The organism is Amycolatopsis samaneae (assembly GCF_039541975.1).
Taxonomy (GTDB): domain Bacteria; phylum Actinomycetota; class Actinomycetes; order Mycobacteriales; family Pseudonocardiaceae; genus Amycolatopsis; species Amycolatopsis samaneae.
The window spans coordinates 510,496-525,062 of sequence record NZ_BAABHG010000001.1 but is presented as its reverse complement, the minus strand read 5'-3'; the positions used below and the strand labels follow the sequence as shown (position 1 = coordinate 525,062).

The window sequence follows — 14,567 nt, the reverse complement described above, 5'->3', positions numbered from 1 at the left end:
CATCTTCTCGCCCGGGAAACGTCCGTTGTGGTGCCACGGGCGGGAATTCGAGCCCTTGCGTGACGATTACGCGTGGAGACCGCGGCGGTGTCTCGACCGTGCCCTGGAGCAGGGGGCCTGTGCCCGGAGTCGCCGCCGACCCGGGCACAGGCCGCTCTCGCCCGGCGTGCCCGGCGGAAACCGCCCCAGCACGGGGGAGTCGTGCCGGGGCGCCGTTGCAAGGGCGACGACAGGAAGTAACTGTGGGAATCCACAGAACGACCCACTGGCACCAAGCAAAGACTGTCGACTGACTTGAACATACTGTATACATTATCCACTGCCGAGGCTTGACTGTCCGCCGCTCGGGGGCAGGAGGCGCCATGCCGCGGGTGGACCCGGTCGCCACCTCCGCGCCTGGGCAAGCGGGCCGGGTGGACGCCCCGGCCGTGTCGCGGTTCGGGAGGTGAGTGGGAACCATGCTGCTGGAACGCGGGGCCGAACTGGCCGTCATGGCGTCGGTGCTGCGCTCGGCGCACCGCGGCGCGGGCGGCCTCGTCCTCGTCTCCGGTCCGCTGGGCATCGGGAAAACGGTGCTGCTGAACGCTTTCGCGGAGCAGGCGAATGCGGAGGGGACGCGGGTGCTGCGCGCGGGCGCGGCCCCGTTCGAACGGGATTTCGCGTTCGGCGTCGTGCGGCAGCTGTTCCAGGGCCCGGTCCGCGCGGCGGATCCCGGCCGTCGCGCGGCCTGGCTGGGCGGGGAGGCGTCCGCCGCCCGCTCGCTGCTCGACGACGTCCCTGCCGGGGCACCCCGGTCCGGCGCGGATCTCGCGCTGTGCGAAGGAGTACGCGCGCTGGCCGCGAACATGGCCGCGCGGACGCCGTTACTGCTGCTCGTCGACGATCTCCAGTGGACGGACGTGCCCTCGCTGCGCTGCCTCGGCTGCCTCGCCGGCCGGGCCGCCGGCCTGCCGGTGGTGATCGCGGCCGCGACGCACGGGGAAGACCACCACGCCGGGCCGGGGCGCCTCGCCGAGCTGACCTCGCTGGCGCGGGAGACGCTGCCGCTGCGCCCGCTGAGCGCGCGGGCGAGCGCGCGGCTGACCGGCGCGGTGTTCGGCCGGGCGGACCCGGACTTCCGCGCGGCCTGCCACGAGCGCGCGGCGGGCAATCCGATGGTGCTCACCGCGCTCCTGCGCGCGCTCGAAGCGGACGGGGCGGCGCCGCGGGGTGTGCCGGCGAGCGTCGTGCGGGCGGTGGTGCCGGGCGACCTCCGCGAGCGGTTGCTGTCCTTCCTGCGCAGGCAGCCGCCCGCGGTGACGGCGCTGGCCGCCGCCGTCGCCGTCGTGGGTGACCCGATCGGGCTCGAAGTGCTCGCGGAGACCGCCGGGCTCGGTGTGGGCGAAGCGAAAGACGCCGAACGCGTGCTGCGGACGGCCGGGCTCCTCACGCCCTCGCCCGCCGGGCCCCGGTTCGCGCACCCCGCCGTCCGCGCGGTCGTCGGCGAACTGCCGCCGCCCTCCGGGCGCGAGGCAGCGCACCTCGCCGCGGCGTGCTCGCTGCACCGGCACGGACACCCCGTCGAGCGGGTCGCGAACCTGCTGCTCGGTGTCGACCGTCCACAAGGGACATGGGCGGCCGAGGTACTGCGAGCCGCCGCGACGAGCGCGATCCGCGACGGCCGAGGGCGAAACGCGGTCGAACTCCTGCGGCGCGCGCTGGCGCACCGCCCACGAGAGGGGCCCGGCCGCGCGGAGCTGCTGATCGACCTCGCCGCGGTGGAAGGCCGGTTCGATCCCGGCACGGCGGCCCGGCACCTCGGGCAGGCCGTTCCCCAGTTGCCCACCGCCGCCGACCGTGGCGCGGCGCTGCTCCCGTTCGCGCCGCTGGCGCCGGGAACCGCGCCCCGCCCGGTCCTCGCACTGGTGCGTCAGGCCGTCGGCGACCTCGGTGATCCCGCCCGGCTTTCCGGCTCCGCGCGCGCACTCGCGCTGCGGCTGGAAGCGCGGTTGCGGCATCCCGGCCTCGAAAACCCATTGCCCGATGGTGGTTTCGCGACGCTCGAACGGGAACCGGCGACGGACGCCGAACGGGAACTGCACGCGGTGCTGTTGCACGAAGCGGCCCGGCGGGCGGCCCTGCCCGCGGGACGGGCCGCGGACCTGGCGAACCGGCTGCTGGCGGCCCAGCCCGTCGATCCCGAGCAGCCGCACACCATGGTGCCGCTCCTGGTTTCGGTGCTCATCGCGGCGGACGCGACCGCCGAACTCGCGGTGTGGCTGGAGGTCGCGCTCAAGCGTGCCCACGCGCGGAGCGCCCCGGTCGTGTACCGCGAACTGTGCGCGCAGAGCGCGCTCGTGCTGCTGCACACCGGCGATTTCGGCCCGGCGCGCGCGGCGGCGGTCGAGGCGTGGGAACTCATGGCGGACGACCCTGGCGAGCAGCTCGCCGCCACACTGGCGCTGACCGCGATCCGCACCGGGGACCTCCGGCTGGCCACCGATCGGCTCGACCCGGCCCGCGAACGCCGCCGGGCCCGGTTCACCCGGCCACTGTGGGGACTGGTCGACGCGATGCTCGCGGCCGGTCGGGGCGAGGCGGGGCAGGCGGTCGAGCACGCGCTCGACGCCGGTCGCGCGCTGGAGCGGGATCGCTGGCACGGCAACGGAATCGTCCCGTGGCACGCGATGACCGCCGAGCTGTGCCTGCGCGCGGGGGACCGTACACGGGCGGGCGTGCTCGCGGACCGGGCGCACCGGTCGGCGCTCGCCTGGGGCGCGCCGGGGCCGCTCGGCCGCGCGCTGCGGATCAGGGCGGACGTGCTCGGCGGCCACCACGGCGTCCCGCTGCTGCGGGAGGCCGTCGACCTCCTCGGCCGGTCGGAGGACAGGGCCGAGTTCGCCGTCGCGAAGGTCCGGCTCGGCCGGGCACTCGCCGCGGCCGGACACCACCGGCAGGCGGCCGAACAGCTGCGGGAAGGCCGGGAGCTGGCCGAATCCCGCGCTGCCACCCATCTCCTCGACCCCGCCGGAAAACCGGACGCGGCGGTGGAGCTGACGGCGGCCGAGGCCAGGGTTGCGCGCCCCGCCGCCCGAGGGGCCACGAACCAGGACATCGCGGAGGCGCTCGGGGTGAGCACCCGCGCCGTCGAGAAGCAGCTGACCAAGGTGTACCGCAAACTCGGGATCGCGGGCCGGGCCGGGCTGGCCCCCGCGCTACCCGAGGCGGACTGACCCGTCCGCCGCGTGCCGGATGCCGTCGAGGGCGTAGCGCAGCACGGGCCGCCAGTCGAGATCGGGCACCGCCGCGACACCGCCGATGGCGGTCATGAGCGCGAGGACCTCCTCGACGGTCAGCGTGGCCGGGAGCACTCCCGCCGTGGTGCCCTCGTCGAGGGTCTCCTGGATCAGGGCGACGAGTTCGCCGGAGTGTTCGTGGTCGCCCGACAGCAGGTCGAGGACGGCCGCGCAGCCGAGGTCGAGCAGCTGGTGGTCGGTCACGCACGAGTCGGCGTAGGACCACAGCAGACCGGAGAACCGCTGCCAGGGATCGGGGCCGGCCGCCGTCCTGGCCGCGCGGGCCTCGGCGGCCCAGCCGGTGATCCGGTGGGCGACCAGCGCGGCGACGAGCTCGTCCCGGGAGCCGAAGTGCCGGTAGATGGTGCCCACTCCCACGCCCGCGGCCCTGGCGACGTCCTCGACCTGTGCGGTGGCGCCGAGTTCGGCGAAGACCTCGCCCGCCGCGGTGAGGACGCGTTCGCGGTTGCGCTGGGCGTCCTTGCGTCTGCGGGGCGGTGCGTCGGGCATGACGCCGAGCCTATCGAAGCGGAAGCGGATTCCGCTACCGGTTGACCTGGAGAGGTCGACGAGACTACGTTTCTGGCGGAAGAGGAATCCGCTTCCGCTTTTGCTAGCTTTTCGAACGGAGAACGATGTCCGCCCTCGTCATCGACGGTCACCCGAATCCCGCGTCGCTGTGCGCCGCGGTGGCCCGCGCGTACGCCGACGCCCACGGCGACGCGACGGTGCTCGCGCTGCGGGACCTGGACTTCGACCCGCACCTGCGTGAGGGCTACCGCGCGCGACAGGAACTGGAACCCGATCTGCGGCGGGCCTGGGACCGGATCGCCGGCGCCGGGCACGTCGTGGTCGTCGCCCCGATCTGGTGGGGGTCGGTGCCCGCGCTGCTGAAGGGGTTCTTCGACCGGGTGCTGCTTCCCCGGCGGGCCTTCGAGATCCGGCCGGACGGCCGTCCGCTCGGCCTGCTGAACGGGACCGGGCGGCTGATCGTGACCACCGACTCGCCGTGGTGGTACCTGTGGCTGATGGGGGACAGCGCCGGGAAACAGCTGCGGCGGGCGACGTTGCGCTACTGCGGGATCCGTCCGGTGTGGACGACCCGGCTCGGCCCGGTGAAAGGGGCGGACGACGCGCGGCGGGAGCGGTGGCTGTCGAAGACGGCGGAGCTCGCCCGCCGGGACGCCGGGAAAGACCGTGCGCGACGGCGGAGGTGAGGGCCGACGCCCGCCATGACGTATTCTCTGTCCGGTGTGGACGTTGAATTTTCAACGTAGCGCGCCGGAAACCGTTGGCGCGCCTGATAGCACGGCGTGGACGTGGTCCGGCGTTTGTGTTCATAGTGTTCCCGTTTCTCCGAACCCGTGTGCCACCAAGGAAAATGAAAGACATTCAGGGGTTCCCGTTGACCGGTAGCTCCGGCGTATTCCGTTGCCTCTCCGGGTGATTCTCCGCCGCGACAACTCCGAGGGTGGGAAGGGATTTCTCACGCTTCGTGACCGGGCTTTCCCGGTGTCGACCAGGGGATCGTCCCCTGGATGGCGGCAGGTATCGGACGGGGGAGGTGCGTTGCCTCCGCTGAGTAGCCGCCGCGGGACAATTGGCAACCGCTCCGGGTAGTCGTATAGTGCGAATGGTGGCAGGCAGTAAAACGATTTACCGAATGGGCGGGTAGCTCCGTGTCCGCCAGGGAAGCAGGCTCTCCCGCGCTCGCCTCGACGATCGAGCGGGCGCTCGCGGGCACCGCGCGGATCGCCCTCGTGCGCGGCGTGGCGGGAATCGGCAGGACGAGATTGCTCGACACGACCGCGTCGGCACTGCGCGCGCGGTCCCGGGTGCTGCCGGTCCGCTGTGGCGACCTCGGCGAGGTCGCGGATTTCGGTGTGGTCCGCGCTCTGTTCCGCCCGGTCCGGGCGCTGGTCGAGAACGACCGTGCCCGGGACGACGTCGCGCGCCGCGCGGTGGCCGGGCTCTACTCGCCCAACGGTTTCGCGGGCTCCGTCACCCTCGACGACGCGTATCCCGCCCTGCAGGGGCTGTACTGGCTCGCGGCGAGCCTGCTGGCCGAGCGGCCGCTGACCCTGGTCGTCGACGACGCCGAGCTGTGCGACGAGCCGTCCATGTGGTGGCTGGACTTCCTGCTGCGCCGCGCGGACCGGTCGCCGCTGTTGGTGCTGCTGTCCCGCCGTACCGGTCGCACCGGGCCCGGCGCCGAAGGGCTGGGCGGTCTCGCCGCGGACCCGCGCTGCGCGGTGGTCGACCTGCACCCCCGGACCGTGCCGCAGGTGCACGAGATCCTGTGCGCGTCCTTTCCTGCCGCCCCGGACAGCGTTTTCACCGCTGCCTGTGCCCAGGCTTCCGGCGGGAATCCCCGCGCGCTGCGGCAGCTGATCGAAAAGCTGCGCGCGGAGTGCGTGCCACCGGACGCGGCGGGGGCGTCCAGGGTGGCGGAGCTGAGCGGCGAGGTCGTCGCGCCGATGGTCGCCGCCCGGCTGGAAGGACAGCCGGGGCACGTCGTCGAGGTCGCGCGCGCGGCGGCGATTCTCGGCGCCCGCAATCTCGACCTGGTCCCCGAGCTGAGCGGGGTGCCGCCGCGGCTGGTGGACGGCGCGCGCTGGGTGCTGCGGGAACTCGGGCTCGGCTCCGGGGCGAGCGGCGATCTCGGCTCCGAGGTCCTGCGCTCGGCGGTGCTCGGCTGCCTGACACCGCGTGAGCTGGCCGGGTGCCGGGCCAGGGCCGCGCGGCTGCTGAACGAGGCGGGCCGCCCCGGTGTCGACGTCGCCGAGCAACTGGTGCACGTCCCGGGGCGCACCGAACCGTGGATGACGGACGTGCTGCGCGCCGCCGCTGGGCAGGAGCTGGGCCGCGGTCACCCGGAGGCCGCCCTGCGGTACCTGCGGCGCGCGCTCGACGGCGACGACGGGACGTCCAGGACGGCACTGCTGCTGGAAACCGTGGAACCGCTGGGCCGGATCGACCCGGCGGAGGCGCTGCGCGTCGTGCGCGCGGTGCTGGCCGAGGTGTCGGATCCGGTGGCCCGCGCGCGGATCGGGATCACGGCGGGGCGGCTGGGGGTGCGGGCGGGCCGGGCCGCGGAGGTGGTGCCGCTGCTCGCCGGGACGCTCGACGGGCTACGGGCGGGCCTGCCCGCCGAACCGGACGAGGCGCGGCGGGAGCTGCTGAGGGCGGCGGAGGCCGCGCTGCTGTTGACGAGTGTCACCTCGGAGTCCACTGTGGACGTCGCGATGCGGCGGGCGCGGGAGCTGACGCGACCGAAGGGGGACACCGACGCGGAGCGATCGCTGCTGGCCGGGCTGGCGGTGGTCGCGCTCCGGCGGGGTGAACCCGCGGCGGAGGCGGCTGGGCTGGCTCGCGCCGCCCTCGGGGAAGCCGGGGACGGCCCGGCTGGGCTCGCCCAGCTGTGCGCCGGGGAAGTGCTCCTGGCCGCCGACGACGTCGACGGCGCGCAGGAAGCGCTGACCCGGCTGGTGGACGGCAGCAGGCGCGTCGATCCGTGGATGTACCTCCACGGCCTGGCCGCGCGGGCGTTGCTGCGGTATCGGACCGGGGAGCTGGCACGGGCCACTGTGGACGTCGACACCGCGGAGCGGTTCCGTCACGACGTCGGCCAATGGTGTTCCGCGGTGGACCTGGTGCGCGCGCTGCTGCTGCTCGAACGGGGGGAAACCGGCGAAGCCGAGGCGGCGTTCGACCGGTTCGACGAGCGGGAGGAGGAGCGATTCCTCTTCGTGCGCGCGGTTTTCCTCGACGTGCGGGGCAGGATCCGGCTGGCGCGCGGCGACCTGCGTGGCGCGCTCGCCTGCTTCGAACAGGGCGCACAGCCTGCCGACCGGCCGGCGGGGAGCCTGACCGAGCCGCTGCGCGTGGAGGTGCTGGCCGCGCTGGGCGAGCGCGACCGTGCCGTGGAACTGGCCGAGCGGGAGCTGGCGGCGGCGCGGCGGTGGCGAACCCCGCGAGCGCACGGCGTCGCGGTGCGCTCGGCCGGGATCGCGGCGGGCGGGGCCCGCGGCGTGGAACTGCTCGAGGAGGCGGCCGGTGTCCTGGCCGGGTCCCCGGCGCGGCTCGAACTCGCGCGCACCGAATTCCTGCTCGCCCGGGCCCTGCTCGCGGCCGGGGACAGGGAAGGGGCGCGGAAGTACGCGCGCCGGGCGCTCAATCTCGGCACCTCGTGCGGGGCCGTCGCGCTCGCCGCCGACGCGAAAGCCGTGCTGAAGGCCGCGGGCGGCCGCGCCCGGTCGATTCCCAGCACCGAACTGTCCGGAATGCGCACGGAAATCCTCACCGCCACCGAATGCCGGGTGGCCGAGCTCGCCGTCCGGGGACGACGGAACAACGAAATCGCGGAAACGCTGTTCGTGTCACCGCGAACGGTCGAGTTCCACCTGCGGAACATCTACCGGAAACTCGGGGTCGCCGATCGCAAGGACCTCGCCGCGCGGCTGCGGCCGGTGGCGGGCGCGGAGAACTCGCCGCACTGACCTCGTCCGTCCGTGCCCGGCCGCCACGCGCGCGTGGCGGCCGGAAAGCCTTGCCGCATCGGCATTTGAGCGACCATGTGGCAGATCGGGACGGTACTACCGGCCCGACCGAACCGCGCCGCGCCGTGGGCACGGGGGTTAAGCGGCCGGTTGCCGGGAGCCGTTGACCCGAACGGGGTAAAACCCTAGGTTCGATCCATCGAATCCGGCGACCGCGAGGGCCCGCCGGAGCGGAGTTGCCGAAACCGCGTTCACATTTTCCCGCACCTTTCCCGAGTGCGAGATCCATCGCGAAAGAGTATTCCTATGGCGGGTTATCAGGAAATAGCCGACGAGAACGGGCGGGTATATCGGGTGGGGGAAAGTCCCCACGACATCATGGGCAGGTCGCGGGCGTGGATGGTCTGGCTGCCCTGGATCGCCATGATGGCGGTGAGTGTCTTCGAATACGGCTTCGGCGCGGTCGAGGAGACGCTCGAAACGAAGTACCACTGGTCGACCGCGGAGGCGTTCTGGGTGGCCGGTGTCTGGGCCGCGCTGCAGGCGGCGGTGGCCTTCCCCGCCGGACGGCTGCGGGAAAGGAACATCGTCTCGGCGCGCGCCGCGATGCTGGCCGGTGCGCTGTGCTGCGGGATCGGGCTGATCTCCATCGCGCACAGCGGGAACCTGATCGTCGCCTTCCTCGGCTACTCCGTGCTGGGCGGGACCGGGGCCGGGCTGGTGTACGCCACCTGCGTCAACATGGTCGGCAAGTGGTACCCGGAAAAGCGGGGCGCCCGCACCGGGTTCGTGAACGGCGGGTTCGCCTACGGCACCCTGCCCTTCCTCGCGATCTTCGCCGCCTTCCTCACCAAGGACAACTACAGGCCGATCCTCGATCTGATCGCCGGCTACATCGTCGTAGTGGTGGGCGCGTGCGGGTTCCTGTTCAAGGATCCGCCGAAGAGCTGGTGGCCAGCCGAGGTCGACCCGGTCGCCTGGGGCCGGAACAGGGCCAAGCGCACCGGACTGGCGAAGAACCCGCCCGCGGTGCGGCAGTACACGCCGATGGAGGCGATCAGGACCGGCATGCTCCCGCTGATGTGGGTGTGCATGGTGAGCATCGGCGTCGTCTCGCTGTTCGGCATCAACTTCATGGTCGACTTCGCCAAGAAGAGCGACTTCGGCGCGCTGGTCGCGGCTTCGGCGGCGGGCGTGCTGGCGGTGGTGAACGGTACCGGGCGCGCGGCGGTCGGCTGGGCGTCGGACCGGATCGGCCGCAAACCGACGCTGGTGCTCGTGCTGCTGATCGCGGCCGTCGCGCAGTTCGGGCTGCTGTGGGCCGGGAACACGCACAACGGCGCGCTGTTCATGGTGTTCGCCTTCCTCGTCGGTTTCGGCGGCGGCGCCTTCTACCCGTTGTTCGCCGCGCTGGTGCCGGACTACTTCGGGGAGAACAACAACGCCTCCAACTACGGCCTGCTCTACAGCGCGAAACTGGTGGGCGGTATCGGCGGTGGCGGGATCGCCGCGTGGGTGGTCGGCGGGGTGGGCTACACCGGCGCGTGGATCCTCGCCGGCTGCATGTGCCTGTTCTCCGCGCTGCTGGCGTGTTTCCTGCGGCAGCCGGGCCGCGGGAGGGAAACGAGCGGGGCGTCCTCGCCGCCGGTGGCCCCGGCCGAGGTGCCGCCGCGGCGGAAGGTGGCGACGGCGACCGGCCGGAAATGACCGTGGTGGCGGAAGAACCTTCCGCGGCGACCGGAGTGGGCGGGTACGCGATGAGTGCCCTCGCCGCCGACGTGCTGGCCGGTGTCGCCGCGGGACATTCGACCGGCCGTCTGGCCGGGCGGCTCGTACTCAGCGTCAGGGGAGTGGAATACCATTGTTCGCGGTTGATGAGAATGCTGAACGCCGCCAACCGGACGGAGCTGGTCGCGCGGGCCTACGCGGCGGGGATCATCGCGGCCGGCGAGTGGCCGCCCCGGGTGCGCGACGAATTCGTCCGATGATCGCCTCGGCTCCGCTTTCCGGCGGAAAACGCGTGGTTTTCGGGTTTCTCGCCGTAGCCGTCCTCGCCGTCCCCGCACCGGCCGCCACGGCCGCGGACGGCTGGGAGAGCATCGGCGACGGGATGACCTCGGGAGCCGGCGGCGTCGCGGTCCTGAGCCAGGGGCCGGATAGCGTCGAAGCGCTCGTGGTGCGGGACAACAAGAAACCCGGCGAGAACCGCGCGGCGCGGGTGCGGATGACCGGGGGCGCGGTGACCGGCGTCGATCCGATCGAGTGGTCCGGGGAAACGCCGGTGGACCTGGAAGCGGTCGCGGCGGTGCCCGGCCGTCCGGGGGAGTACGTCGCGCTTGCCAGCGCGGGCAAGGGCTTCCACCTCCGGCTGGACGGGCCGCGCGCCAGGGTGCTGGCGACCTTCCCGCTTCCGGCGGGGAAACCGGGCGCCAACTATGAGGGATTCGCGCTGAAATCCGGTGCTGGAGGGCTGTTGGCGGTCTGGGCCGACCGCGGCCAGGACGGCAGGCCCGCGACGCTTTCCGCGGCCGGGTTCGACCTCGCCACACGGTCGTTCGGGAAACCGGCTTTCGTGGATTTCCGGGCGCCCTATCCCACCACCGACGTGCGGCACACCTCCGACGTCGCGATCACCGGGGACGACCGGATCCTGGTCTCCTCGGCCTCGGATCCCGGCGACGACGGTCCCTTCGACTCCGCGGTGTACGCGGTGGGGAAGCTCGGCGCCGGCGGCACGATCGAACTCGCCGCGCCGCCGGTGCGGATCGGCACCTTTCCCGGGCACAAGATCGAGGCGCTGACCTGTCTTTCCCCGGTGTGCGACCGGGTGCTCTACGGCACCGACGACGAGGCGCGCGGCGGGCGGGTCCGCGTCGGCTGAGCCCGCCTTCCGGCGGTCCCCGCTCGCCGCGCGGCGGGTTCCGGACGGGACGGTGCTAGGCCACGCAGCGGAATCCGTTGTGCCACAACGGCGGTTTCCGGCGGGCCGGTGAGGATGGATGCTGTTCGGGCGGTCTCGCGCCGGTGCCGGTCCCTCAGCGGGGGCGACCGGGACCGGTCCGGACAGGACCGTGTGCGCCGCCGGTCCGCGACACGGGACCGGCCGCCGGTGGCGTCTCCGGCGGGCTCGACGCCGGAGAAGATTCGCCGCGCCTCACCCACCCCACCACGGCGTGGCCCGCTGCTGGGCACCGGGCCACGTCTCCGCACCGATCCGTGATCACGGGACAGGGAGTGATCGTCATGAAGTCCGCCCGAGCCTGGACCGGAACCGTCGCCGTCGCGACGGCCGCCTTCGCCGTGTTCTCCGCCGCACCCGCCACCGCCGCGACGGCGGCGGCCACGCTGAGCATCGGCGGCGCCGTCGTGGCCGCCGACGATCTGGTCAACGTGACCGTCACCTACACCTGCGACGCGGGGTACACCGGCGAAATCGTCGCCTATGTCAACGACAGCACGGCTTCGGCCTTCGGCGGCAGCGACGAGGTCGTGGCCACGTGCGACGGCGCCAGTCACACCGTGGTGATCCCGGTGGACAACGACAACGACGCGACGGACTACAAGGCCGGCAACTCGGCACTCGTCGCGGCGGCACTCGACGCGACCAAGACGGGTTCGCCGGAGGTGGACGCGGCCCAGGACGTCACCCTCACGCTCGGCTGACCGCGCCCGGCCCGCCGGTGGTGCGCGCCCCTCGCGCCACCGGTGGACGGGAGACCGTCAGCCGGCTTCCTTGAGGAAGACGATGCCGTCGGTGTCCTCGAGGTGTTCGGGGTCCAGCGGGAAGTAGCCGAAGGCCGTCGAGGCGTCGGTACGCGGTTTCGGTGTGATTCCGGACTTTCGCAGCGCCTCGCCCAGCCGCGCCGAGTCGACGAGGTAGCCGTTCTCCGGCAGCGAGGACAGGATGCCTTCAAGGCTTTCGTCCTCCGGCACACCGAGCCCGCGCGCCGGAAGGCCGCCCACGGCCGTGGCGAGAAAGGCGTACCGATCACGCAGCCGGGCACCGGTGATCGCCCCCGCGCTCCACCACCCCAGCTCCTGGCCGCCCATGGTCATCCTGTTCTTTTCCCGCTGGAGATGGAGGTTGTGGGCGAACACCATGGTCGGCCCGCGTTCGGCCTGTTCGGCCACAATGGACTCGAGGTTGGCGGACATCATCGTGTCGCGAAGCCCGGTGAGCCGGGTGAAGCGCGCCGGGGAGTCGTCGGCCATCGCGGCGTGGTAGCGGAGCAGGCCGGTCGCGGCCCTGGCGTACAGGCGCGCCCGCCACCACGCGCCGGGCGAGGTCACGGTGAGCAGGTGCGGTGAAAGTTCCAGAAGCAGCTCCTGGAGATCGTCGGCGAGCAGGCGCAGCTTCGCGACGTCTTCGGAGGAACCGACCGAGCGCGCGGGATCCCGCATCGCCGCGGGTTCGGTCCAGCGCTCTTCCGCGCCGACGAGCCGTTCGATGGTCTCCGCGTTGTGGGACAGCAGTTCGGCGTCGACGTTCGCGGCCAGGTAGCCGTGCAGCGCGAGGAGGGCCTGCCGGGGGCTGGGGGCGGCGGTGATCTCCGTCGGCGCGTCGAAACCGTGGAACCGGAGGCGGTCGGCGGCCGGGCGGCCCTGGTTGTACTCGCGCATCCAGCCGACCAGTTCGCGGTTCGCGGGCGAGGTGCCCCAGCCGTGGCTGAAGCCGTTCCGCGTGACCTCGTCGACGGAACCCGGTGCGCCGCCGACGAAATCGTCGACGAGCAGTCCCGCCACGCAGTCGCTCTCCAGCGCGATCGACCGGAACCCCTCGTACTCGGCCAGGTGCCGGAACAGCCGGTTGCGCAGCAGGAGGAAGTCCTCCACACCGTGGGTGGGCTCCCCGAGGCCGAGCAGCCGGGGCCGGGTGGTGAGCGCGGGCAGGAGCTGGGCCAGTACGGCGCCGATGTCGGTGCCATGGCCTTCGGCGAAGGCCCAGACGGCGTCCTCGATCGGGGGACTGAAGGTCATGTCGAATTCCCGTTCTTTTCGCGGTTGGCGGTACCTTCAACCGTATCGTTGAACTATCGGTGTAAACTTTTTCCGGAAGTTCTGCGGAGAAATCGGGAAAACCTTCAACTGGGAGGACAGTGTGGCCGAGGTGCGGCTCCGCCCGGTCGACCTCGCGCGGGGGCACGGGCTGTCCACCCAGGCGGTGCGGAACTACGAGGACGCGGGCATCCTGCCCCCGGCGGAGCGCACTCCTTCCGGATACCGGGTCTACACCCCGGTGCATTCCGACGCGCTTTCCGCCTTCGTCGCGCTGGTACCGGCACACGGCCACGCGGGCGCGACGGCGATCATGCGCGCGGTGCACGAGGGCAGGGTCGAGGACGCGCTCACGCTGATCGACGAGAGTCACGGGCAGCTCGGGGAGGACCGCCGGACGCTGTCCTCGGTGGAAACGGCGATCGGCGGGCTGGTGCCCACGGAGCCGGATCCGGCCGGGGCGGCGGTGTTCGTCGGGACACTGGCCCGGTGGCTCGGCGTCCGGCCCGCGACGTTGCGCAAGTGGGAACGGGCGGGACTGGTGGTGCCGGGGCGGGACGCGCGGACCGGCTACCGCGTCTACCGGCCCGCCGACGTCCGCGACGCGCGGCTGGTCCACCAGCTCCGGCGCGGCGGGTACCTGCTCGACCGGATAGCCCCGGTCCTGGCCAGGGTCCGGGAGGCGGGCGGCGCCGAAGCGCTGGAGGCGGCGCTCGCCGACTGGCGGTCCCGGCTCACCCGGCGGGGGCTCGCGATGCTGTCCGGCGCGGCCGCGCTCGACGCGTACCTGACCACACGCGGTGCCACCGTCCCGGAATAGCCCTCTCCTCGGCTGCGCTTTCCCGCCGCGCGTGTTGTCGCGGTGGGAAAGCGCTGGGTACTTTTCCTGGGTGGACCCGACGATTTCGCGCAGTGTGCACGTCGCCGCCGAGCCGCGCGCGGTGTGGGCGTTGGTGACCGACCTGCCGAGCATGGGCCGGTTCAGCCCGGAGAACGCCGGCGGCCGCTGGGTCGGCGGCGCCACCGGTCCCGCGCTCGGGGCCCGGTTCCGCGGTACCAACCACAACGGCGCCAAACGGTGGTGGACCCGGGTCACCGTGATCGCCTGCGAGCCGGGGCACTGGTTCGCCTTCGACGTGCGCAGCCCGTTCGGGATGCGGGTTTCCCGCTGGGCCTACCAGATCACCCCGGCCGAAGGCGGCTGTGTGCTCACCGAGCACTGGTACCGGGTCGGCAACCGGTTCGTCCAGCGCTTCCTCGGCCCGCGGGTGACCGGGCAGGCCGACCGGCCGGGGTTCAACGCCGGTTCCATCGAGCACACCCTGGCCGCGGTCAAGGCACTCGCCGAAACCGGGGCGGACGGGGTCAGCCGCGCCGCCGCTTGGCCCGCACGAAACCCCGGTGCGTGAGCAGGCAGGTGACCACGGCCGCCCCGGCCACGGTGACCAGCCGGGTCACGTCGACGGCTGGTACCCAGCGGACCCGGCCCCGTTCGATGACGAAGGCGCCGACCGGACGCGCGAAGTAGCCGAGGCCGGCGCCTTCCCCCTCCGGCAGGTCCTGCCCGCCACCGCCACCGCCGAGCACGCGTGCCGCCGGGACCACGGTCACGCCGTCCCGCTCGACCGGCTCACCGAAGACGGCCCGCGCCGAAACCGCGGTGCGCAGGGTGGTCAGCAGATCCTCGATCTTCATCGCCATCACCTTTCCCCTCCCGATCGGCGAGCTTAACCGCCGGTGGCCGCTCGCCGCGGAGCGGTCGTAATCGGGTACCGGGCGTCCCACGAGCGCCAGTATC

The 14,567-nt window shown here is 72.8% G+C and carries 12 protein-coding genes; 9 read left to right on the top strand and 3 right to left on the bottom strand.

Annotated features, from left to right (window positions below):
• Positions 1-458 precede the first annotated feature (458 nt).
• The gene (locus ABD987_RS02325; RefSeq protein ID WP_345386296.1) at positions 459-3,212 is read left to right on the top strand and encodes an ATP-binding protein; all 2,754 of its coding nucleotides are present in this window, start codon (positions 459-461) and stop codon (positions 3,210-3,212) included.
• Here the strand turns inward: ABD987_RS02325 and ABD987_RS02320 are convergent.
• The gene (locus tag ABD987_RS02320) at positions 3,195-3,785 is read right to left on the bottom strand and encodes a TetR/AcrR family transcriptional regulator (protein ID WP_345386294.1); all 591 of its coding nucleotides are present in this window, start codon (positions 3,783-3,785) and stop codon (positions 3,195-3,197) included. The genes ABD987_RS02325 and ABD987_RS02320 overlap by 18 nt on opposite strands.
• A 125-nt stretch (positions 3,786-3,910) precedes the next feature.
• Between ABD987_RS02320 and ABD987_RS02315 the strand changes: the two genes are divergently transcribed.
• The 6 genes from ABD987_RS02315 to ABD987_RS02290 all read left to right on the top strand — a co-directional run bounded on the left by ABD987_RS02315 (position 3,911) and on the right by ABD987_RS02290 (position 11,437).
• Positions 3,911-4,492, top strand: coding sequence for an NAD(P)H-dependent oxidoreductase (locus ABD987_RS02315; protein WP_345386292.1), 582 nt, complete (start codon positions 3,911-3,913; stop codon positions 4,490-4,492).
• A gap of 462 nt (positions 4,493-4,954) precedes the next feature.
• Positions 4,955-7,774 carry a LuxR C-terminal-related transcriptional regulator gene (locus ABD987_RS02310; RefSeq protein WP_345386290.1) on the top strand — a complete coding sequence of 940 codons (2,820 nt, stop codon included), beginning with the start codon at positions 4,955-4,957 and terminating at the stop codon, positions 7,772-7,774.
• Positions 7,775-8,128: 354 nt separating this feature from the next.
• Positions 8,129-9,481, top strand: a complete 1,353-nt coding sequence (locus tag ABD987_RS02305; RefSeq protein ID WP_345386288.1) for an OFA family MFS transporter — start codon at positions 8,129-8,131, stop codon at positions 9,479-9,481.
• A complete protein-coding gene (locus tag ABD987_RS02300) occupies positions 9,478-9,762 on the top strand; it encodes a LuxR C-terminal-related transcriptional regulator (protein ID WP_345386286.1) in 285 nt (94 codons plus the stop codon). The genes ABD987_RS02305 and ABD987_RS02300 overlap by 4 nt, the downstream gene beginning before the upstream one ends.
• The gene (locus ABD987_RS02295; RefSeq protein WP_345386284.1) at positions 9,759-10,655 is read left to right on the top strand and encodes a hypothetical protein; all 897 of its coding nucleotides are present in this window, start codon (positions 9,759-9,761) and stop codon (positions 10,653-10,655) included. Before ABD987_RS02300 ends, ABD987_RS02295 begins: the two co-directional genes overlap by 4 nt.
• 362 nt (positions 10,656-11,017) lie before the next feature.
• Positions 11,018-11,437 (top strand): hypothetical protein, encoded by a 420-nt coding sequence (locus tag ABD987_RS02290; RefSeq protein WP_345386282.1) that lies wholly within the window; start codon positions 11,018-11,020, stop codon positions 11,435-11,437.
• 57 nt (positions 11,438-11,494) lie between these two features.
• Here ABD987_RS02290 and ABD987_RS02285 read toward each other — a convergent pair whose 3' ends face one another.
• Positions 11,495-12,751 carry an erythromycin esterase family protein gene (locus ABD987_RS02285; RefSeq protein WP_345386280.1) on the bottom strand — a complete coding sequence of 419 codons (1,257 nt, stop codon included), beginning with the start codon at positions 12,749-12,751 and terminating at the stop codon, positions 11,495-11,497.
• A gap of 121 nt (positions 12,752-12,872) precedes the next feature.
• Between ABD987_RS02285 and ABD987_RS02280 the strand changes: the two genes are divergently transcribed.
• Complete coding sequence (locus ABD987_RS02280) at positions 12,873-13,589, top strand: TioE family transcriptional regulator (RefSeq protein ID WP_345386278.1); 717 nt, start codon at positions 12,873-12,875, stop codon at positions 13,587-13,589.
• Positions 13,590-13,659: 70 nt separating this feature from the next.
• Positions 13,660-14,178 (top strand): SRPBCC family protein, encoded by a 519-nt coding sequence (locus ABD987_RS02275; protein ID WP_345386276.1) that lies wholly within the window; start codon positions 13,660-13,662, stop codon positions 14,176-14,178.
• Here ABD987_RS02275 and ABD987_RS02270 read toward each other — a convergent pair.
• Positions 14,135-14,464, bottom strand: a complete 330-nt coding sequence (locus tag ABD987_RS02270) for a GerW family sporulation protein (protein WP_345386274.1) — start codon at positions 14,462-14,464, stop codon at positions 14,135-14,137. The genes ABD987_RS02275 and ABD987_RS02270 overlap by 44 nt on opposite strands.
• Positions 14,465-14,567: the final 103 nt, after the last annotated feature.